We start from the raw sequence: 20641 nt of genomic DNA, 5'->3' as shown, positions 1-20641 counted from the left end.
ATTTATAAGGAGGTTGTATGCTGACACTCTATATCATCAACACCTGCGACACCTGCCGCAAGGCACGCAAAGCGCTTGAAGAGAAAGGCATTCCTTTCAAGACCCATGACCTGCGCAAAGATGGCCTGTCCGCCAGTTTGCTCGAGCACATTCTTGCGCGTGTACCACTATTAGAAGCCATCAATAAACGCAGCAAAACCTGGCGCGACTTACCCCAGGAAGAAAAAGACGGCTTAGATGCTACGTCTGCCCGTAGGCTATTGCTTGAACAGCCCACGCTGCTCAAAAGACCACTACTAGAAGTTGATGACGACACTATTTTAGTGGGATACCGCGACGGCGATTACGACTCTCTCAGCGGCTAATATGCCACTGAATCTTAACAACTGATTGTTATTCAAAACTTAAAGGAAGACGCGTTATGCTGAGCTTCGCGCTTGGAATCGGCACCCAAAATACTCAGGGCGACTGGCTGGAAATCTACTACCCAGCTCCGCTGCTTAATCCTGCAGACAGCTTAGTAACCGCAGCCAAAGAGGTGTTAGACGCCCCCACCGGCAATGCATCGATCAGCTTTCTGCCCGAAGATTGCACGCGCTTAGCAAAAGCATTGGAAGCTGCTGGCCACTCTGAGCAGGCCGCACTCGCTGAATCATTCGCCGCCAGCCATCGCCCCTTGGTCGCAATGTTTTTAGAAAGCGATCAAGCTCCGCAAACCGCTCCTGAAGTCTACTTGAAGCTGCACTTACTCTCTCACCGCTTAGTGAAGCCTCATGGCTTGGATTTGACGGGGATGTTTGGCCTGCTGCGCAATATCGCATGGACCAACGAAGGCGCGATTGATATCGAAGAGCTGCCCGCCCGCCGCTTGAAAGCACGCTTAGCGGGTCGCGCGCTATCCGTCGACTGCGTCGATAAATTCCCTAAAATGACCGATTACGTAGTACCTACCGGCATTCGCATTGGTGACACCGCTCGCGTGCGACTAGGCGCTTACCTGGGTGAAGGCACCACGGTAATGCACGAAGGTTTCGTCAACTTCAACGCAGGTACTGAAGGCCCCGGCATGATTGAAGGGCGCATTTCTGCAGGCGTTATGGTCGGCAAAGGCTCTGATCTGGGCGGCGGTTGTTCCACCATGGGCACGCTATCGGGTGGCGGTAACATCATTATCAAGGTGGGCGAAGGCTGCCTGATTGGTGCCAATGCTGGCATCGGTATTCCATTAGGTGATCGCTGCACCGTAGAAGCGGGGCTGTATATTACCGCAGGCTCGAAAGTCACCCTGCTCGACGACCAGAATCAGGAAGTTAACACCGTGGCGGCACGCGAGTTAGCAGGTCAAGATGACTTATTACTGCGCCGCAATTCACAAAACGGCCGTATTGAGTGCCTGACCAATAAAAGCGCCATTGCGCTGAACGAGGCACTGCATGCCCACAACTGAGCCTGAAACGCTGTCGCCCACGTTGCAGCTTGCGTTTGAGCTACTTAGCCGGGCGTCGGTAACGCCGGATGATGAAGGCTGCCAGGACCTTATGATCGAGCGCTTAACGGCGCTCGGTTTTCATATCGAGCAACTGCCGTTTGGCGATGTCAAAAATTTCTGGGCAATAAGAGGCCATCATGGCCCCGTATTAGCCTTTGCTGGCCACACTGACGTCGTGCCCAGTGGGCCCCACACAAACTGGGAATTCCCACCGTTTGAGCCGTGTATTGATGAGCACGGCATGCTCTGTGGGCGAGGCGCAGCAGACATGAAGGGCAGTCTAGCGGCTATGCTCACTGCTGTTGAGCGCTTTGTGACGACCTATCCAGAGCACGATGGTCGAATAGCATTTTTAATCACCTCCGATGAAGAAGGCCCTGCCGTTGATGGCACCCGTGCTGTGGTTGAGCATTTACGCGAACGCAACGAACGCCTGGACTACTGTATTGTCGGTGAACCTTCATCAACTTCACGACTGGGCGATATGATAAAAAACGGTCGCCGCGGGTCATTGGGCGGTGTTCTACATATCAAAGGGGTTCAGGGTCATGTGGCCTACCCACACCTTGCGCGCAACCCTATTCACCAAGCGATGCCCGCACTGGATGCATTGGTTAACGAGCACTGGGACGCGGGCAATGACTTCTTCCCTGCCACCAGCTTACAGATATCTAATTTTCGCGCGGGCACCGGGGCCACTAACGTCATTCCAGGTGAAGTAGAAGTTGTGTTTAACTTCCGTTATTCCACGGAAGTTACCCATGAGATGCTAAGAAGCCGCACCGAATCGATTTTGGATAAGCATGGCCTTGAGTACCACATCGACTGGACCCTCAACGGCGAGCCATTTCTGACCGCAGAAGGCGAATTAGTCGATGCTGCCATTCGCGGTGTAGAAGCCGTTACCGGCGAGCGCCCTGCGCTTTCGACCAGCGGCGGCACCTCAGATGGCCGATTTATTGCAACACTTGGCGCTCAAGTAGTAGAGCTTGGCCCACTCAACGACACTATTCACAAAGTGAATGAGCGCGTACGCGCCAGCGACCTGGATGAGCTCAGCCGCATCTATGAAGCTACGCTTCAAGCCCTGTTAACGGATAACGAGGTAAGCGTATGATGGAGCGGTTTCCGGATATCGAAGTGTACTTGGCGAGCGTAACGATAGACGACATCAATACATGGCTACGCGACGCCCTCAACGCACCACCGCTTAGCCCCGCGGGCAAAGGCAAATGGAAAACCCGCGGGCACTACCAGGGCGACGCGGTACCAGTATTACTCGTGGATAAAGCTGCCGATGGCTTTGCCAGCCTATGGTTCGATAGCCAACACACCCCGTGGCGTACCGACCAAGAGTGCGCTCAGCACGCTGCAGAAGCTTTGCAAACGGAAGTACGCTGCTCGCTAGGTGGCTGGCACCCAGGCGATGATCCCGACCGCTTCTGGCAGGTATTGCCTGGCGGCCAGGAAAAAGCTATTGAATGGCCCGATTCAGGTCGTTAAACGCACAAGACCCCGCATTGCGGGGTCTTGTGTTTTAGTCGCTGGCGACGCCAGCGTTATTCAATAAAAGCGACGTCTAAATACAAACGATTTAATAAAAGCTACTCAATGATACTGACATCATCCGCCTGCAGACCACGGTCGTTTTTAATCACGTGATAACGGACAATTTGACCTTCGGCAAGCATACGTGGACCACGACCCCGGATCGCACGAAAGTGCACAAACACATCCTCGCCATTATCCCGGGTAATAAAGCCGTAACCTTTATTGGTATTAAACCACTTCACCTCACCCTCTTCACGCCCATCATTGGGGTCGATGATATCTTCCTCTTCTTCATCATCGTCTTCCATCTCAGGAGCCGCTTGAGGCTGACGTGGAGCAGGCTTAGTACGCGCAACATCCGCTTTTACTACCATTGGCGGAGCCAAAGCAGCAGCGGCTAACGTGCCAATAAACAGCGCGATAAAACACCCTAGAGCAGCAGCAATATAAACGCCACTAGCGCCGCTAATAGCAAGCTCAGCTAGCCACTGCTCAGCAAGTGGGGCATTTGTTAAATGAACAATCCCCGCCAAAAGAAGTGGCGTGGGGGCGGCAAGTAAAACACTGATGAAGAAACAGCGAAAAACAACTTTTGGATTCATAGATGATAAAAGCTCTCTTGTTGTATGGGTAACAGACGAAGGACAATACTCGGCCAGCTAGGCCCATTCCTAACCGTACCGAGCATACTACATACTATCTACTACATAAGGTGACGATGTTATCATGACAAACGAATTATCGCCTGCTGAGCTAACTCAACTTCTTGAATCTTTAGAGAGTCGACTGGCTTACCAGGAACACTGGTTAGACACCCTTGACCAGGCGGTTGCCCAGCAAGAACGTCGTCTAGAAAAGCTGGAGCAGCTAAGTACACTGATGCGTGACCGCTTACGCGAGCAATATCAGGCGCTTCAGGCGGGTGATTCGCAGGGGGATACTCGCCCAGAAGACGACATACCCCCTCACTATTAGTACTAACTCTATTAGCACTAACTCTCGGTTACTCGCAGTAACAACTACTACTAATTGACGTCCTGATTATCATGCCACCGCGCTTGCTGGGTCGATGCTCTTGAGTCCAAAAGCATCGGCAACGGCCTGATAAGTCACTTGGCCATTGTGAACGTTAAGCCCTGGTAGGAAGTGTGGGTCGTCTTTAAGCGCCTGTTGCCAGCCTTTATCAGCCAGCGCCAGCACAAACGGCAAGGTGGCATTGGTAAGCCCCAACGTAGATGTACGCGCTACTGCTCCAGGCATATTAGCTACGCAGTAATGCACGATGCCGTCCACGATATAGGTCGGCTCGGCATGCGTTGTGGGTTTGCTGGTTTCAAAGCAGCCGCCCTGGTCGATAGCGACGTCTACCAGCACACTACCCGGCTTCATATCCGCTAGCATGGCCCGGGTAATCAGCTTAGGCGCAGCGGCACCGGGGATAAGCACGGCGCCAATAATCATATCGGACTCTTTTACCGCCTGATCAAGGGCGTCCGCCGTTGAGTACACGGTTTTGATGCGTCCCTGATAACGGTCGTCCAGCACTTCCAAGCGAGCAATCGACTTATCTAGAATAGTCACTTCAGCTCCCAATCCTAGCGCCATACGGGCGGCATTTTCACCGACCACACCACCGCCAATCACGGTTACTTTACCCGGTGCAACGCCTGGCACACCTGGCAATAGCACGCCAGAGCCCCCCTGAGCTTTTTCCAGGCTATGCGCGCCCGCCTGAACTGCCATGCGTCCGGCTACCGTGCTCATCGGCGCTAGCAGCGGTAAGCCTCCTTTTGCATCGGTAATGGTTTCATAAGCAATGCAGGTAGCACCACTGGCCATCAGTCCTTGTGTTAATTTTTCCTCCGCAGCCAAGTGCAGGTAGGTGAATAGCGTCTGATTGGCTGTTAGACGCGCCACTTCTTCGGCTTGTGGTTCTTTAACTTTGAGAATCAGCTCGGCGCTTTGCCACAGCGCGTCTACATTTGCCTCTACTTTAGCGCCAGCGGCTTCATAGTCTCTGTCGTTAAACCCTGCGCCTTCTCCTGCAGCAGCCTGCACGCTCACCGAGTGGCCGCGCCCCACAAGTTCCCGCGCACCTGTCGGGGTGAGCGCCACTCGATATTCGTGATTTTTAATTTCTTTTGGAACGGCGATTTTCATTGGCGTTCTCCTTCTCGATTGTTTGTTAGCGCTGTTAAGCAAATTACAGCACAGCAGGCGCTAGCCACCACCCCAAGCAAGAAAAACAAAAAAAACGCCGGCTAAGGCGTTTGTTAAGAGAAGAATCTAGCGTTTAACGGAAATCAGCGAAAAAATCGACGGCATTTACCATGGCTTTGTTAGGGGGCGTATCAAAGACTGCTCGTCGCGCCATTAGCCTTGGAAGCGAATCGGTTGAGTGACGCCGTGTACGGCGCGCTGTTTTGTGGACGTGCTGCCCAGTCGCCGGGCTTACCGAGCCAGCAGGGTTGCCCGTTGAGCGCTGTCGATCACCCGTACCAACAGGCCTGCTTCCCAGTGATACGGGGAGGTATAGCCATTGCGGTAGCGCTCTTCAATCAGTTGCCAGGTGTTGACGATTGTCTCATCATTACCGCGTAAACATGACATCCAGGTGTTCAGCAAACAGAACGTAACGCATCCACTGTTGCCGTGGCTCGCGCTCAGCTTGCATCAGCTGGGCTACTACCCAGCCGGGCACATCGACAAATGTTAAGCCAAGCTGAATCTCGTGCTTCAGTTAAACGTCCTTCCTGCCGCCTTTTTGGCCCTCTAATTGCTCACTTGCCAAACGTTCTTTCTTGACCAGAAATAGACCTTTAGCTAAGCGCTTCCAGAGACTGCTCGATAATACTTAAGCCCTCTTCCAGCACTGCAGAAGAAACCGTTAGCGGCACCAGAATGCGGATGCTGTTGCCGTAGAAGCCACAAGAAAGCAGAATCAGGCCTTTTTCACGGGCTTTGGCACACAGCGCTCCGGTCATCTGAGTATCCGGCTTGCCTTCGCTGTTGAGCAGTTCGAACGCGGCCATGGCGCCGAGCTGGCGGCCGTGGGCGACGGCGGGGAAGCGTTCTTCCCACACGGCAAAGCGCTCGGCCAGTATGTTGCCCATCTGTTCGCTGCGCGCCAGAATGTTTTCCTCTTCGATCACCTCAATCACCGCTAACGCCGCTGCGCAAGAGAGCGGGTTGCCGCTGTAAGTGCCGCCCAGAGAATTGGGGCCAGAGGCGTCCATCACTTCGGCACTACCCACAACCGCCGATAGCGGCATGCCGTTCGCCAGGCTCTTGGCGGTGGTGAGGATGTCCGCTTCAATACCGCTATGTTCCAGCGCAAACAGCTTACCAGTACGGGCAAAGCCAGACTGCACTTCATCGGCGATCAGCAGAATACCGTGCTCGTCGCACAGCGCACGTAGCGCTTTCAGGTAATCCGGTGAGGCGATGTAGAAACCGCCCTCGCCCTGTACGGGTTCAATCACGATGGCCGCTGTGCGATGCGGGGCAATATCGGTTTTGAACAGCGTGCGAATGGCGTCTAACGACGCTTCTTCGCTGATACCGTGCAGCGGGTTGGGGAACGGCGCGCGGAAAACATCACCCGGCATAGGGCCGAAGTCGTTCTTATAGGGCAGTACCTTGCCGGTCATGGCCAGCGTCATCATAGTACGGCCGTGGAAAGCACCGTCGAAAGTGATAATGCCTGTACGGCCAGTCGCCGCGCGGGCAATCTTCACGGCGTTTTCCAGCGCTTCCGCACCGGTATTCACCAGCATTGCTTTACGCTCGGGGCCACGCACCGGCGTCAGTTCACAAAGTTTTTGGCACAGCTGCACGTAAGGGGCGTAGGAGATCACTGCCGCGCTGGTGTGCATGACTTTTTTAAGCTGCGCTTCTACTGCCGCGACAATTTTTGGATGGCGGTGGCCCAGGTTGAGCACACCAATGCCGCCCGCGAAGTCGATCCAACGGTTGCCGTCGGCATCCCACAACTCGGCGTTTTCAGCGTGCTCGGCAAACTGGGTTGTCGGCGTGGCGGCACCGTTGGCCACGTAGCGGTTTTTCAGTTCGTTCAATTCTTGGTTATTCATCATCGTTTTCCTTATAGACCGCCAACACAGACGTACTTCAATTCAGTAAATTCATCCAACCCATGATGGGAACCTTCACGCCCCAACCCGGACTCTTTCACGCCACCAAACGGCGCCAGCTCGGTAGAAATCAGCCCTTCATTAACGCCAACCATGCCGTATTCCAACTGCTCCATGGCGTGCCAGATACGGCGGTAATCGGTGGCGTAGAAGTAAGCTGCCAAGCCAAACGGCGTATCGTTGGCCATGGCAATCGCTTCTTCATCACGCTGGAAACGGAATATGGGAGCCACTGGGCCGAAGGTTTCTTCATCGGCCACTGCCATCTGAGTGGTGACGTCAGCAAGCACCGTGGGCGTGAAGAAACGCTCGCCTGCCGCGTGGGGCTTGCCACCGCAGAGCAGTCGCGCGCCTTGATTCACCGCGTCGTCTACGTGACGCTGCACTTTTTCCACCGCCGCCTGGTTAATCAGCGGGCCGATGGTGCTGCCTTGTGTTAAACCATCGCCGACCTTCAGCGCGCTAACACGCTCGGTCAGCTTGCTGACGAACGCATCGTAAACGCCATCCTGTACCAGGAAGCGGTTAGTACACACGCAGGTTTGCCCGGCGTTACGGAATTTTGAGGCAATCGCCCCTTCTACAGCGGCGTCCACATCAGCGTCATCAAAGACGATAAACGGCGCGTTGCCGCCCAGCTCCATGGCGGTTTTCTTCACTGTGCTAGCGCACTGAGCGAGCAGGTGTTTACCCACCGGGGTCGAGCCCGTAAACGAAACTTTGCGCACTCGCGCATCGGTGGTGAGCACGTCGCCAACCGCTGCCGGTTGTGAGGCGGTAATCACGTTAATGGTGCCGGCTGGCAAGCCCGCTTCTAGTGCTAGGTAAGCGGCAGCAAGCGCGGTTAACGGCGTAGCTTCCGCAGGCTTAATCACCACGGTGCAGCCTGCGGCCAAGGCCGGGGCACACTTGCGGGTAATCATCGCTAGCGGGAAGTTCCACGGGGTAATCGCGGCTACCACGCCGACCGGCTCGCGCAGCACCAGCAGGCGCTTGTCCGCGCCGTGGCTGGGCAGGGTTTCCCCGGCCATACGCTTGGCTTCTTCAGCGAAAAACTCAATAAATGAAGCGCCGTAAGCCACTTCACCTTTGGCTTCCGCCAGTGGCTTGCCCTGCTCTAGGGTCATCAAGCGAGCTAAGTCGTCGGCGTGCTCATTGATCAGCTCAAACCAGCGGCGCAGCAATGCCGAGCGCTGCTTCACTGGCGTTGCGCGCCAGGCTGGCCCAGCGGCATACGCTGCAGCCACTGCGTCGCGGGCGTCATCGGCGCCTAAGTCGGCAACGCGGGCAATCGTCTCGCCGGTAGCGGGGTTATCAACGGCAAAGGTTTGTTGGCCCTTGCGCCACTCGCCACCCACCAGGGTGGGCACTGCATCGTGTAACCACTGTTCGATAAAGCTCATCATCTTCTCCTGGTCTGCAACATGATAGGCACGCTAGCAGCAATGTGTTGGTAGGCGAATGCACCACTTTTGCGTTCAACCAGACCACTTTTCTGTTTTACTAGTTAAACGAGGAGCATCATGACAATAAGAGGATGTGAATGGATCGCCAGGACGTGTTACAGCAACTTGTAAAACGCTATGCCCAGCAGCCTGAGCGTTTGAGTAAACAAGTGCGCCTAGAGCAAGCCCTGAGACAGGCGGTCTCCCAAGCGTGGCCGCACCAAACTCGCCTGCCGTCACACCGGCAGTTGGCAGTAACGTTGGGGGTTGCTCGACACACGCTGTCTCGTGCCATTGCGTCGCTTATTGAAGAAGGCCTACTGACGACGTTTCATGGCAAAGGCACCTGGAGTTGTAAGAAAGAAGTGTCTGCCGCGCCAACACCGCCAAGTGTTAAGCTTTCGAAACGCGCTCAACAAGTGTTGCGCTGGCCAGGGGCGAGCACGGTGCAAAGCGGTGCCTTTGTGCCTGGCATACCGGACATCGCGCAGTTTCCAATGCGCAAGTGGCGTCAGCTTTATGCCAGCGTCACCGTGCCACAAAATGCTTTACTGCTCTCTTACTCTACCGGCGGATATGGCCCGCTTAAGCGCGCAATCCGAGAGTTTCTGGCACGCTGGCGCAATATTCATTGTGATATTGAGCAAATCATTATCACCGACGGTACCCATAACGGCATTGAGCTATGCGCCATGGCATTAGCCGATGTAGGCGATACCGTAGCAATAGAGTCACCCTGCTACTGGGGGGCGCGCAACATATTCACTGCGGCCGGTCTTTCGATTGAGATGCTGCCTTGGTTTCCCGATAGCGGGCACGCTTTACCGCAGACAACCGATAATATTGCGCTTGCCTATTTGACCGGCTCACATCACTACCCGCTTAGCGTGCCTACAAACGCTACGCATAAGCAGCAGTTGTGTACTGCGCTATCGCCTACTTATGTGGTTGAAGATGACTACGAATTCACCCGAGACGATCACACTAACCTGCTGTTTGATCCAAACTCGGAACGCCATTTACTAGTAGGTTCATTCTCTAAGATGATGTTTCCCGGCCTGCGGCTTGGCTATTTGGTAGTGCCACACCATTTGGCAGGCCCGATGAACCGCTTGCGCAGCGAGTTATTTCGCGAAGGCCGTATGCTTGAACAAGCGGTATTGGCACAGTTTATGTTTGATGGTGATTTAGATGCCTGGTGCCGCCGTATTCAGCGCGACTATTTAGGCCGCCAGCAGGTGCTTCATGACAAACTCAGCTCACTGCCCAAGGTAAGCAATGTGTCTCCCCCGACTAGCGCAATTAGCTTGTGCGTTGAGTTTGCACCAGGGGTTAATGATGTGGCACTTGCCCAAGCACTGCTCAAAGAACACTTCATTGTTCGTCCGCTAAGCACGGTATGCACTAAGACAGATCCACGCGTTGGCTTGGTAATGGGCGTGGGCATGCTATCAGGGGTAACATTAGTGCGTGAAGCACAGCGGCTGCGCCGCTGTTTAGAGTTACTGCTGCGTTAAGCGCAAGGTTTAGAAAGTATTAGTGGCACGCTTTAGGTCTATTGATAAAAGCGCAGCCGCAAAAATGTCTTCACTAGAACTCATTTATAAGAGCTTATTTATAAAAACTTATTCACAAGGATTTTGTCATGCGTCGCCCTGTTGATAATTCTATCGATAAGCGTTTTAGGGTCAGGTTCTCGTTACCCTTCACGGCACTCCGCCTATTGATAGCGCTGAGCGCCATACTCGTTGTTTCAGGCTGCGCAACCTTTGCTCCTAGCCCGCCTGAAGATCAGAGCAATATTTGTGAAATCTTTCGTGAGCAGCCGAGCTGGTATGACTATGCTCGGGAATCAGAAGAGAAATGGGGCACGCCTATTGCCACGCAGATGGCGTTTATTCAGCAGGAATCTTCATTTCGCAGCCATGTGCGCCCAGACCGCAAATATTACCTGGGCTTTATTCCCGGCCCCCGTCCTTCTTCAGCTAAAGGTTATGCCCAGGCCCAAGACCCAGTATGGGGAGAGTACCGTGACCAAGCAGGCAGTTTGATGGCACGGCGTACGCATATGAAGCACGCCACTGATTTTATTGGTTGGTATAATCGCCGTTCTCAGCAACAGGCGGGCATTTCGCTAAGTAATCCTGAACACCTTTATTACGCTTACCATGAAGGCGCAGGGGGTTATCAGCGAGGCTCCTACCGCAGTAAACCCCACGTACTGCGTGCAGGCAGCCAAGTGGCAGCCCGCGCTAACCGTTATCAAGCGCAGCTCAACGCTTGCGAAGCAGAGTTTCAGTGCCGCAAGTTTTATCAAGTCTGGCCGTTTTGTCGTAGTTAAGAGGCTCACTCATAGCACTACTAAGTGGCGTGTAAGTGACATGGCTAATAAGTGGCACGGCATTAGTAAGCGTTGTGTTTTTGACAACACTACTTTCTGGCGTGGTAATAGTTGGCATGGTGAAACAATAACGGTAGCCATGCCAATGATGTCAGAACGCCTTACCGGGCGTAGCGCAGCTAATTATCTTACAGGGGGCATCCCCAATGTTTCGGAAACGATGCGGAACGCTTGTCTTGAAATAATAAGACTCCCCCGGCCCTAAACGTCTAGCAGTGCTCCCAACAATAACTTCGATCTCGCCTTCTACTACAAAGCCAGCCTCTTCACCATAGTGAGTAATCATAGCCTGGCCAGTGTCAGCGCCCGGCAAATATTGTTCGACCATAAACGCCAGTGCACGGTTGGGCCGATTTGCTCCGACCAGCTTGAAGGAAATATCACCGGATGCGATATCAACCAAGTCATCCGCCGAATAGAAAATCTGCTCCTGGCTATCAAGATCCATCGTAAAGAAATCACCAACGCTCATAGAGAAAGCGTTTAGGATTTTCTTCAGAGAACTGACTGATGGGCTAACTTTTCCTTGCTCTATAAGCGAAAGGCTTGAGTGAGTGACCCCACACAGCTTTGCCAGTTCACGCTGCGAAATTCCTCGCTGTTTGCGCAAGGAGCGCAAGCTCGCACCCACGTCATCCGACATGCCTTTTTCACTCCCTATTAATAAGTGAATTAATTTAAATCAGTGAATTACGTTGACGGTTTATTGACGGGCACATAATAGCGCAAAAAAAACCCCACGGCTGTGGGGCAATCTCTCAATTAACGTGGTGTTTTGAAAAATAGGTATCTTAATCAGCCTCAGCCATCATGCTCCGCTCAGGCGCTACGGGCACCGGCCAACCCTTCGTCGTTACCCACCGTTTGAGGGTCGTCTTCATAGGCGATACGGAAGCCGGTAAAACCATAAAGAAGAGCAAACATCGGACTCAGCAACGCCAGAAAGGCGTAGGGCGCATAGCTAAAGGCACTGACCCCAAGCGTGGCAAACATAAAGGCACCGCAGGTATTCCAGGGCACCAATGGTGATGTCATGGTGCCTGCATCTTCTACCGTGCGAGACAGGTTTTTCAGCTTGAGCGAACGGCGCCTGTACTCGTTGGCATACATACGGGCAGGCAGAATAATACTCAGATACTGATCGCAACCCACGACGTTAGCGGCCATTGATGTTGCTACCGTTGTAGCAATCAGGCTGCCAGTAGTCTTAGCCAGTTTAAGCAGACTCTCAACAATCGTGCGAAAGAACCCTGCCGACTCAAGAATTCCGCCAAAGCTCATCGCGATAATGATTAGCGAAACCGTCCACATCATGGCGCTGACACCGCCGTTGGTCAGCAGCTCGTCTACCGTCACGTTTCCAGTATCGACCGCGTAGCCTTCCACAAAAATAGTGAAGCTATCGCCTAAAGGCACGTCCTGAACCACAATCGCGCAGACAATCCCCATCAATGAGCCTACAGAAAGCGCAGGAATGGCGGGTACTTTCTTAATCATCATCACGATAACCGCCGCTGGTACCAGCAGCAGCCAGGGGCTGATGATAAACAACTCATTGAGACTCTGCTGCAACTCGGCTACTTGTGTTGCGCCATCACCAGAAGGCGTCATGTTCAAGCCGATGATAGTATAAAGCACCAAAGCAACTGCTAGCGCAGGGACCGTGGTGTAAAGCATATAGCGAATGTGTTCAAACAGATCAACGCCAACCACACCTGGCGCCATATTGGTGGTTTCAGAAAGCGGAGAAATTTTGTCGCCAAAATAAACGCCTGAGATCACGGCTCCCGCGACCATTGCGGGATTAAGGCCTAGCCCTTCACCAACGCCCATTAAGGCGATACCAATAGTCCCGGCCGCCGTCCAGGCATTTCCCCCAGCCAACGATACTAAACAGCAGATTAAGCACGCCGCGACCAAGAAGTAATCTGGCGCCAGAATGCTCAGGCCGTAATAGATCATCGTGGGCACAATCCCACCAGCAATCCAGTAGCCAATAATCGTGCCGATAATAATCAGAATGACAATTGCCTGAGTCGTCAGGCCAATAGAGCGCATGATACCCGCTTCAAGTTGTTTCCAGCGGCTACCCGTCGCAATAGCCACCACCGTCGCCACAATCGCACTTAAAAACAGTGGCAGGTGCGGATCTGTCTCGAAGTAGCCAATAAATACGCCCAATGATGCCGCCATAAACACAATCGGTATCATGGTCGCTTTTAAACTTGGCCGCGGTGTTTCCTGATCGTCCTTAGCAGTAGTGTCGGTCGACATAATGTCCTCACTCAGCATTTGCTTGTTGTTGGTGTTGGTAGCGATATAGCCGCGTAAAAAACCGTTTTGCAGGTCCGCTAGGACCATCGCAAAGCGTGTTATTACATGTTTGATAAGGTGTTTAGGCACAGGGGAGCCGTTACCAGGTGCCACCGCTTGAACGGCAGCGCCTGGCGCTGTAGGTAACTCAACGTAATGTCTTCAATGGCGGTTCGCTCGTCACGAACCGCAATGTTTAGGGGCTAAGCGACATCCACACTGTTTTCACTTCACAGTATTTCTCTTGCGCGTGAAGCGATTTATCGCGCCCATTGCCGGACTGCTTAACGCCACCGAAGGGAACAGTCTGATCGATACCAGCCCAGTTATTCACATATACCTGGCCAGATTGCAGACGCCGAGAGACCCGCATGATGCGGTCAATATCTTGGCTCCAAACTCCAGCAGCAAGGCCGTAGTCGCTGTCATTAGCCAGCGCAATCGCTTGCTCTTCGCTGTCGAAACCAAACACACTCAGCACAGGGCCAAATATTTCTTCGCGGCCAATGCGCATCTCGGGAGTTACATCATCGAAGACTGTAGGCGGCAGGAAATACCCATTGGAACCGCTAGGTTCGCCGCCTAGCTTCAGGGTAGCGCCTTCATTTTCACCTTGGCGGATATACTCCAGTACGCGTTGGTACTGCGCTTCATCCACCATGGCGCCCATGAAGCTAGCTGGATCGAGCGGGTCTCCAGGTTGCATATGCTCAGCAGCTTTCACCACGCGGGCCACAAAGTCTTTGCGAATACTGTTTTCCACCAACAGGCGTGAACCAGCAATACAGACTTCGCCTTGGTTGTGGAAAATAGCTTCCGCAGCGCTTTTAGCGACGGCATCAAGGTGTTGGCAGTCGGCGAAAACGATGTTGGGGCTTTTGCCGCCACACTCCAGAAACACGCGTTTCAGGTTGGATTGTCCCGCGTACTGCATCAGCTGTTTGCCCACGCCGGTGGAGCCTGTAAATGCCAGACCATCGACCTGCATGGAAAGCGCCAAAGCCTTGCCCACCGTATGGCCGTAACCTGGCAGCACCTGAAAGACGCCATCGGGAATACCCGCTTCCTTGGCAAGATGTGCCAAGCGCAGCGCTGACAAAGGAGATTTTTCCGACGGTTTGAGAATGACGCTGTTGCCCGCCGCCAGAGCCGGTGCAATCTTCCACGACGTCATCATTAGTGGGAAATTCCACGGCACAATGGCAGCGATAACGCCCATTGGCTCGCGCAGTACCAACCCTAGCGCGCGATCTCCAGTAGGTGCCACTTCACCGTAAAGCTTGTCGATACATTCCGCCTGATAGCGCAGGCAGGCAACAGTGCCTGCCAAATCCCCTAGCGAGCTGGAAATCGGCTTGCCCATATCCAACGTATCTAACAGCGCTAATTCATCGCGGTGGGCCTCTACCAGCTCGGCTAGACGCAGTAGCACCCGCTTGCGCTTACTTGGGTGGCAACGTGACCAGACACCACTTTCAAAGGTTGCACGGGCTGCTTGCGTCGCAAGCTCAGCATCTTGAGCATCGCAGCTGGCCACCTCTGCAAGAACATGCCCGGTGGCAGGGTTAATGCTGGTCAGCGTGCTGCCATCGACGGCAGCGACAAACTCACCATTAATGAAGGCGCGCGTTTCAAAGCTCAACGATGAAGCTTTTGATTGCCAGTCGGCGAGGGTTTTCGGTGTATCTGCCGCCATTATGCACTCTCCATAGGGTGTGTTATCGCCAGCTTTTCAGCGATTTTATCCAACGCCAAACGCGCCTTGCTGACTAATTCATCGATTTCATCGCAGGTAATAGTGAGCGGCGGAGAGATCACCATCGTATCGCCCACTGAACGCATCACCAGGCCACTTTCAAAGCACAAATCACGACACAGATTGCCCGCAGAAAGAGACTTATCGAAGCGTTCGCCGGTACTCTTGTCGGCGACTATTTCTAGTGCACCAATCAAGCCTAACGAACGGGCTTCACCCACCAACGGATGCTCAGCCAGTTCCTGCCAACGCTTAGCCAGATAGGGTCCCAATTCATCGCGGACTTTCTCGACTACCCGTTCACTTTCCAGCAATTCGAGGTTTTTAAGCGCAACAGCCGCACACACAGGGTGGCCGGAATAAGTAAAGCCGTGGAAGAACTCACCGCCGTCTTCAATCAGCGTATCGGCTACGCGATCTCCCACCAGCACCGCGCCAATGGGCAGATAGCCCGACGACAACCCTTTGGCAATCGGCATCAGGTCAGGTTTTAACCCATAGTGAGTACTGCCAAACCACTCGCCTAAACGTCCGAAGCCGCAAATGACTTCATCGGCAATCAACAGAATGTCGTACTTGGCCAACACCTCTTTCACCGCAGGCCAATAGCTGTCCGGCGGAATGATCGCACCGCCTGCGCCCTGCACCGGCTCAGCAATAAAAGCCGCCACTTTGTCTTCACCTAACGCCAGAATTTGCTCTTCCAACGCTTGGGCACACTGCTTGCCAAAGGATTCCTGGCTCATGTCGCGCCCTTCACCAAACCAGTAAGGCTGGCAAATATGGGTAATCCCCGGCACACATGGACCGCCTTGATCATGCATCGGCGCCATCCCGCCAAGGCTCATGCCTGCGACAGTAGAGCCGTGATAACCATTTTCACGCGAGATAACCCATTGCTTTTCCGGCTTGCCCTTAATCGCCCAATAGCGTCGTATCATGCGCAGCACGGTATCGTTGGCTTCAGACCCGGACCCCGTGAAGAACACATGATTGATATGCTCGGGTGCCAGCTCACTCAGCTTTGCGGCCAGCTTCACTGCCGGTGGGTGGGTGGTTTTAAAGAAGTTGTTGTAATACGGCAGCTGCTGCATCTGCTCGGTGGCGGCGTCAACCAACTCCTGACGCCCGTAACCGAGATTGACGCACCAAAGACCCGCCATACCATCAAGAATACGACTGCCCTGGCTGTCGTAAATGTATACCCCATCGGCATGGGTGATAATTCGGCTACCCTCTTCGCCAAGTGATTTAAAATCAGTGAATGGATGAAGGTGATGTTGGCGATCCAGCGTCTGATAGTCCTGGGTCTGCATAGGTCAGTTCCTGTTCAAGTCGTTGCAACAAGCGTTCAGCTAGCAGCAAGCTGGGCGGCGCGTTGGGTACGATGCTGACGGCAGGCCGCCGCAAACCCCTGAAACAGTGCGTCATAGAAAGGATGTTCTTTAGGACGCCACTCCGGATGCCACTGAACAGCCAGGGCGAACGCAGCAGCGTCGCGTACGGAAATCGCTTCAACTAACCCATCAGGCGCCCAGGCTTCTGCCTCAAGGCCCGTTGCAAGCTGATCAATCCCCTGCTGATGAAGTGAGTTCACCTCAGCCTGCTCGCTGCTATAGAGCGCTGCCAAGGCACCACCCGGGCGGATGCTTACCGTATGAGAGGGAGCATAGTGGCCCGCCACATCGTCAGCGGGCGGCTCACGATGATCGAGCATGCCTGGTAGCGTTTGAACTGCCTGATGAAGCGTGCCCCCAAAGGCGACATTCATTTCCTGAAAGCCGCGACAAATGCCAAACAGAGGCAACGCCTGACGTAGCGCCTCATGCACCCAGCAAAGCGCCGCTTCATCGCGCCGAGCATCAGCGCGGGTATTCTCTTGGGCGCGTTCAGCACCATAGCGGTCAGGAGCAACGTTGGTATAACTACCGGTTAGCATCAAGCCATCCAGACTACTCAACAGAGCGACGGCCTGCTCAGTACGCTGCTCGGGCGTCAACATATCAGCGGCTAACACAGGAAGAATCACCGGCGTGATGTCGTACTGGTAGAGTGCCTCCAGATATTTATCGGTCACTATCTGCGCAGGATGGCCTTCCACTTCTCGGCAGCAGGCGATAACACCCACCAGTGGGCGTCGGAAATGCGTTGCTTGCATAGTCAAACCACTTTGTCAGTTGTTATGTTTTATTCAACAGTCACTTCAACATAGCGTGGCTTGTTTTATTTTCCAATAGCAAAATAGAATTTTTATGAAAAAACACCACAATTATCTGATAAACAAGCAATTAAAAAATAAAATTAACAATTCCTAAATTAAAACCACTATTTTTTGTTATTAAATAATTGACACGGACGACTGTCGACGCAAGGATACTGTTAGCAGAAACACAACTAAAACGGCATAAAAATAAGGTACAACGTATGTCCTCTGCCAATAATTCAGACGTTCAAAACGTAGCCTCGGACTTTCTTGACAGTCACCCAGACATCACCAGCATTGACCTGTTAATCAGTGATCTTAACGGCGTTATTCGTGGTAAACGCATTCCTAGCGACAACCTTGGCAAAGTGTTTGAAAAAGGCATTTATTTGCCTGCTTCGGTATTTGCGTTGGACATCAATGGCAACACCGTGGAAGAGACAGGCCTGGGGCTTTCCAGCGGCGACGGCGACCGCGTATGTCGCGCCATTCCCGGCACGCTCAACCCGGTCACCTGGATGAATAACAACCAGTATGGCCAGCTATTAATGACCATGGAGGAGATGGATGGCTCGCCGTTTTTTGCTGATCCACGCCAGATTCTCCGGCGCATTCTTGAGCAATTCTCCGACCGCGGATTGACCCCCGTTGTTGCTCTCGAGCTAGAGTTTTATCTGGTTGATCGTTTACGCGACGAAGAAAACTTGATTCAGCCACCGCAGTCTCCTTGCAGCGGCGAGCGCGCCACTCAAAGCCAGCTTTATTCGGTGTTGGAGTTAGACGAGTATGCTGAATTTATCAATGACTTGCAGAGTGCCGCCCAGGCGCAAGGCTTGCCGCTGGATACTGTATTAAAAGAGTGTGCACCCGGCCAGTTTGAAGCCAACCTGATTCACACAGATGATGCGTTAAGCGCCTGCGACCACTCGGTACTACTCAAACGACTGATCAAAGGCGTTGCATTAAAGCACGGCTTTGAAGCTACTTTTATGGCCAAGCCTTACGGCTTAGAAGCGGGTAGCGGCACCCATGTTCACGTCAGCCTGGTAGATAGCAACGGACATAATATCTTTGCCGAAAACGGCGACGAACCGCTGGAGAGCTCCGCACTGCAACACGCGGTAGGAGGGCTGCTGGAACTGATGCCAGACTCCATGGCACTGCTGGCCCCCAACCTCAATTCGTTCCGCCGTTTTCAGGAAGGACTCTATGTGCCCATGGCACCTACCTGGGGGTACGACAACCGCTCTGTGGCAATACGCGTCCCCGCAGGCCCTAAAGAAGCGCGTCGCATAGAACACCGCGTGGCGGGTGCCGATGTTAATCCCTATCTGTTACTGGCCACCGTGCTAGCCTCTATTCACCATGGCCTAACTCAACAGATTGCACCTGCGGAGCCAATCATCGGCAACGCCTATGACCAAGTCGCGCCTCAGCTGACTAACAGCTGGACACAAGCACTACACCTGTTGAATAACAACCGCGTACTTGGCGAACAGCTTGGCGAAGACTTTATTGAAGTGTTCATTGCCAACCGCCAAGCAGAGCGCGCCGAAACCATGCGCGAAGTTAGCGCCATGGAGTATGACTGGTACTTACGACACGTATGATTTGGTAGGCAACTAATAAATAGCTAATAGAAAAGAGAGAGGTCCTCGCCTCTCTCTATGTGCTTTTTATAGGTGCTTTTTTTAATAAGCACGCTTTTAAACCCTCCCCCTCTACGCCTTTTCACCTGCTTTACCGTGCTATCTCATTTAATCTAAAAACGGGCTGACGAATATCTCCGTCAACCCGTTGCCAAGAAAGTGGTTCGCTCTAGAGCGCTAAACTGCCAGCCGGTCACGCATGGCGTAGAACCACGCCCCCATCGCGGAAAGCGGGACACGTAACAACCGCCCACCAGGCATTGGTAAGTGGGAAATTTGTGCAAAAGCTTCAAAGCGCGTCTCTTCACCGCTGATCGTTTCTGCCACTAACTTGCCAGCCAGATGAGAGCACGTTACCCCGTGACCAGAGTACCCCTGGGCGTAGTAAACGTTGCTATTAATGCGGCCGAACTGCGGCAGGCGATTAAGTGTCAGCAAAAAGTTACCACTCCAGGCGTAATCGACGCGGACATCGCCAAGTTCTGGGAAGGTAGACAGCATTTTCGGCCGAATAGCGGCCTCAATACTAGCGGACGCCTGCCCGCCATAGTTCACCCCGCCGCCATACAGCAAGCGGTTATCGGCGGTCAGGCGATAGTAATCCAAGAGGTAATTGCAATCCTCTACCGCTTTATCGTTAGGCAGTAACCGTGCAGCTAGCGCTTCAGACAGCGGCTCAGTGGTAATGATCTGGGTGCCACACGGCATCGCTTTGCTTTCCAGCTTGGGTAGCAACCCTTGCAAATAAGCATTGCCAGCCATGACAACTCGTTGAGCGGTCACGCGGCCTTTGGGCGTATGCAGCGTTACCGGCTCACCGTGCTCCACGCGCGTCACGGGGGAGTGCTCAAAAACCTTGCCACCCAACGACTCCAACGCTGCTGCCTGCCCCAGCACTAAGTTGAGCGGATGCAGGTGTCCACCAGAATGATCCACCAACGCTCCCACATAACGGTCGCTGCCTATTTCTCGTTTGACCTCTTCACCTTCCAACAGCTCCAGTTGCTGATGGCCGTAACGCTCCCACAAGGCTTTTTGCTCTTTCAGGCCTTCCCACTGTTTCTTGTTACAGGCGGCAAACAAATTGCCGTCTTTTAGGTCGCAGTTGATCTGATACTTTTCAATGCGCTGACGGATAATCTGGTTACCCTCAAAGGCCATCGCACCCAGCGCTCTGGCAGTTTCAGCGCCGTTTTGTTTCTCGATAACATCCATATCACGGCTATAGCTGTTAACGATCTGGCCACCGTTGCGCCCAGACGCCCCAAAGCCAATCGCCACGCTTTCCAGCACCACTACACGGTGGCCGCGCTCTGCCAAATGTAGAGCTGCAGAAACACCCGTAAACCCAGCCCCGACGACGCAGACATCACACTCAATGTCCCCTTTCAGCATAGGCCTTTGAGAAGTGGAGTTTGACGATGCCGCGTAGTAAGACGCTACATGACCAGAAGACGCTTGAGGTTGCATTTGCCACCTTCCTTTTGTTGATTATTTTAACCAATCTGATCATATAGACCGGCGTACTAATGCGCAAGCAACAGCATAAAATGGGGATATAGAAGGTAACCGCACCTTTTACCACAAAATAAATGTTATTAAAAAAGCAACATCTGGGTATAAAACACACGACCATTACACTGCAAATAGGCACCACCTGTTTTATGCATCGCCTCATTGAGA

General features: G+C 53.3%; 19 protein-coding genes. 8 read left to right on the top strand and 11 right to left on the bottom strand.

The features are described 5' to 3' along the window. Nucleotides 1-17 precede the first annotated feature (17 nt). Genes M0220_RS10570 through M0220_RS10555 form a run of 4 tightly spaced genes read left to right on the top strand, consistent with a single transcriptional unit; the run spans nucleotide 18 to nucleotide 2992 of the window. Entirely contained in the window at nucleotides 18-365 is a 348-nt protein-coding gene (locus M0220_RS10570; RefSeq protein WP_264017607.1) for a Spx/MgsR family RNA polymerase-binding regulatory protein, read from the top strand. A 56-nt stretch (nucleotides 366-421) separates the two neighbouring features. After that, nucleotides 422-1447 (top strand): 2,3,4,5-tetrahydropyridine-2,6-dicarboxylate N-succinyltransferase, encoded by a 1026-nt coding sequence (dapD, locus tag M0220_RS10565; protein WP_030070411.1) that lies wholly within the window; start codon nucleotides 422-424, stop codon nucleotides 1445-1447. After that, nucleotides 1434-2606, top strand: coding sequence for a succinyl-diaminopimelate desuccinylase (gene dapE, locus M0220_RS10560; protein WP_264017606.1), 1173 nt, complete (start codon nucleotides 1434-1436; stop codon nucleotides 2604-2606). The genes dapD and dapE overlap by 14 nt, the downstream gene beginning before the upstream one ends. After that, nucleotides 2603-2992 (top strand): hypothetical protein, encoded by a 390-nt coding sequence (locus M0220_RS10555; RefSeq protein ID WP_035536339.1) that lies wholly within the window; start codon nucleotides 2603-2605, stop codon nucleotides 2990-2992. The genes dapE and M0220_RS10555 overlap by 4 nt, the downstream gene beginning before the upstream one ends. A gap of 101 nt (nucleotides 2993-3093) precedes the next feature. Here the strand turns inward: M0220_RS10555 and M0220_RS17365 are convergent, their stop codons facing one another. Beyond that, nucleotides 3094-3642, bottom strand: a complete 549-nt coding sequence (locus M0220_RS17365; protein WP_030070414.1) for a cold-shock protein — start codon at nucleotides 3640-3642, stop codon at nucleotides 3094-3096. 124 nt (nucleotides 3643-3766) lie between these two features. On the opposite strand from M0220_RS17365, the gene M0220_RS10545 reads away from it, so the two are divergent. Continuing rightward, on the top strand, nucleotides 3767-4015 hold the full coding sequence (locus M0220_RS10545) for a SlyX family protein (protein ID WP_030070415.1): 249 nt from the start codon (nucleotides 3767-3769) through the stop codon (nucleotides 4013-4015). 69 nt (nucleotides 4016-4084) lie between these two features. Here the strand turns inward: M0220_RS10545 and ald are convergent, their stop codons facing one another. The 4 genes from ald to M0220_RS10525 all read right to left on the bottom strand — a co-directional run bounded on the left by ald (nucleotide 4085) and on the right by M0220_RS10525 (nucleotide 8594). Continuing rightward, complete coding sequence (gene ald, locus M0220_RS10540; RefSeq protein WP_030070416.1) at nucleotides 4085-5200, bottom strand: alanine dehydrogenase; 1116 nt, start codon at nucleotides 5198-5200, stop codon at nucleotides 4085-4087. A gap of 291 nt (nucleotides 5201-5491) precedes the next feature. Further along, nucleotides 5492-5650: a hypothetical protein gene (locus M0220_RS10535; RefSeq protein ID WP_264017605.1), complete on the bottom strand. Its 159-nt coding sequence runs from the start codon at nucleotides 5648-5650 to the stop codon at nucleotides 5492-5494. 209 nt (nucleotides 5651-5859) lie between these two features. After that, nucleotides 5860-7131 carry a 4-aminobutyrate--2-oxoglutarate transaminase gene (gene gabT / locus M0220_RS10530; RefSeq protein ID WP_264019218.1) on the bottom strand — a complete coding sequence of 424 codons (1272 nt, stop codon included), beginning with the start codon at nucleotides 7129-7131 and terminating at the stop codon, nucleotides 5860-5862. A gap of 11 nt (nucleotides 7132-7142) precedes the next feature. Beyond that, nucleotides 7143-8594 (bottom strand): NAD-dependent succinate-semialdehyde dehydrogenase, encoded by a 1452-nt coding sequence (locus M0220_RS10525; protein WP_264019217.1) that lies wholly within the window; start codon nucleotides 8592-8594, stop codon nucleotides 7143-7145. A gap of 140 nt (nucleotides 8595-8734) precedes the next feature. Here M0220_RS10525 and M0220_RS10520 point away from each other — a divergent pair, with 140 nt between their 5' ends. Beyond that, a complete protein-coding gene (locus M0220_RS10520) occupies nucleotides 8735-10153 on the top strand; it encodes an aminotransferase-like domain-containing protein (protein ID WP_264017604.1) in 1419 nt (472 codons plus the stop codon). A 128-nt stretch (nucleotides 10154-10281) separates the two neighbouring features. Continuing rightward, on the top strand, nucleotides 10282-10977 hold the full coding sequence (locus M0220_RS10515) for a transglycosylase SLT domain-containing protein (protein WP_264017603.1): 696 nt from the start codon (nucleotides 10282-10284) through the stop codon (nucleotides 10975-10977). A 151-nt stretch (nucleotides 10978-11128) separates the two neighbouring features. Here M0220_RS10515 and M0220_RS10510 read toward each other — a convergent pair whose 3' ends face one another. From M0220_RS10510 to M0220_RS10490, 5 genes are all read right to left on the bottom strand, one after another. After that, nucleotides 11129-11680: a cupin domain-containing protein gene (locus M0220_RS10510; protein WP_030070421.1), complete on the bottom strand. Its 552-nt coding sequence runs from the start codon at nucleotides 11678-11680 to the stop codon at nucleotides 11129-11131. Nucleotides 11681-11856: 176 nt separating this feature from the next. Further along, on the bottom strand, nucleotides 11857-13398 hold the full coding sequence (gene nhaC / locus M0220_RS10505) for a Na+/H+ antiporter NhaC (protein ID WP_264017602.1): 1542 nt from the start codon (nucleotides 13396-13398) through the stop codon (nucleotides 11857-11859). A 148-nt stretch (nucleotides 13399-13546) separates the two neighbouring features. Then, nucleotides 13547-15046, bottom strand: a complete 1500-nt coding sequence (locus M0220_RS10500; protein ID WP_030070423.1) for an aldehyde dehydrogenase — start codon at nucleotides 15044-15046, stop codon at nucleotides 13547-13549. Next, the gene (locus M0220_RS10495; protein WP_264017601.1) at nucleotides 15046-16422 is read right to left on the bottom strand and encodes an aspartate aminotransferase family protein; all 1377 of its coding nucleotides are present in this window, start codon (nucleotides 16420-16422) and stop codon (nucleotides 15046-15048) included. The genes M0220_RS10500 and M0220_RS10495 overlap by 1 nt, the downstream gene beginning before the upstream one ends. 35 nt (nucleotides 16423-16457) lie before the next feature. Then, entirely contained in the window at nucleotides 16458-17264 is an 807-nt protein-coding gene (locus tag M0220_RS10490) for a gamma-glutamyl-gamma-aminobutyrate hydrolase family protein (protein ID WP_030070425.1), read from the bottom strand. Between the two features lie 266 nt (nucleotides 17265-17530). Between M0220_RS10490 and M0220_RS10485 the strand changes: the two genes are divergently transcribed. Then, nucleotides 17531-18919, top strand: a complete 1389-nt coding sequence (locus M0220_RS10485; RefSeq protein ID WP_030070426.1) for a glutamine synthetase family protein — start codon at nucleotides 17531-17533, stop codon at nucleotides 18917-18919. Nucleotides 18920-19135: 216 nt separating this feature from the next. On the opposite strand, the gene M0220_RS10480 is transcribed toward M0220_RS10485, so the two are convergent. Next, entirely contained in the window at nucleotides 19136-20428 is a 1293-nt protein-coding gene (locus M0220_RS10480; protein WP_264017600.1) for an NAD(P)/FAD-dependent oxidoreductase, read from the bottom strand. Nucleotides 20429-20641 lie beyond the last annotated feature (213 nt).

The organism is Halomonas qinghailakensis, assembly GCF_025820815.1.
Classification (GTDB): Bacteria; Pseudomonadota; Gammaproteobacteria; order Pseudomonadales; family Halomonadaceae; genus Vreelandella; species Vreelandella qaidamensis.
This window is presented reverse-complemented; position numbering and strand designations above follow the sequence as displayed.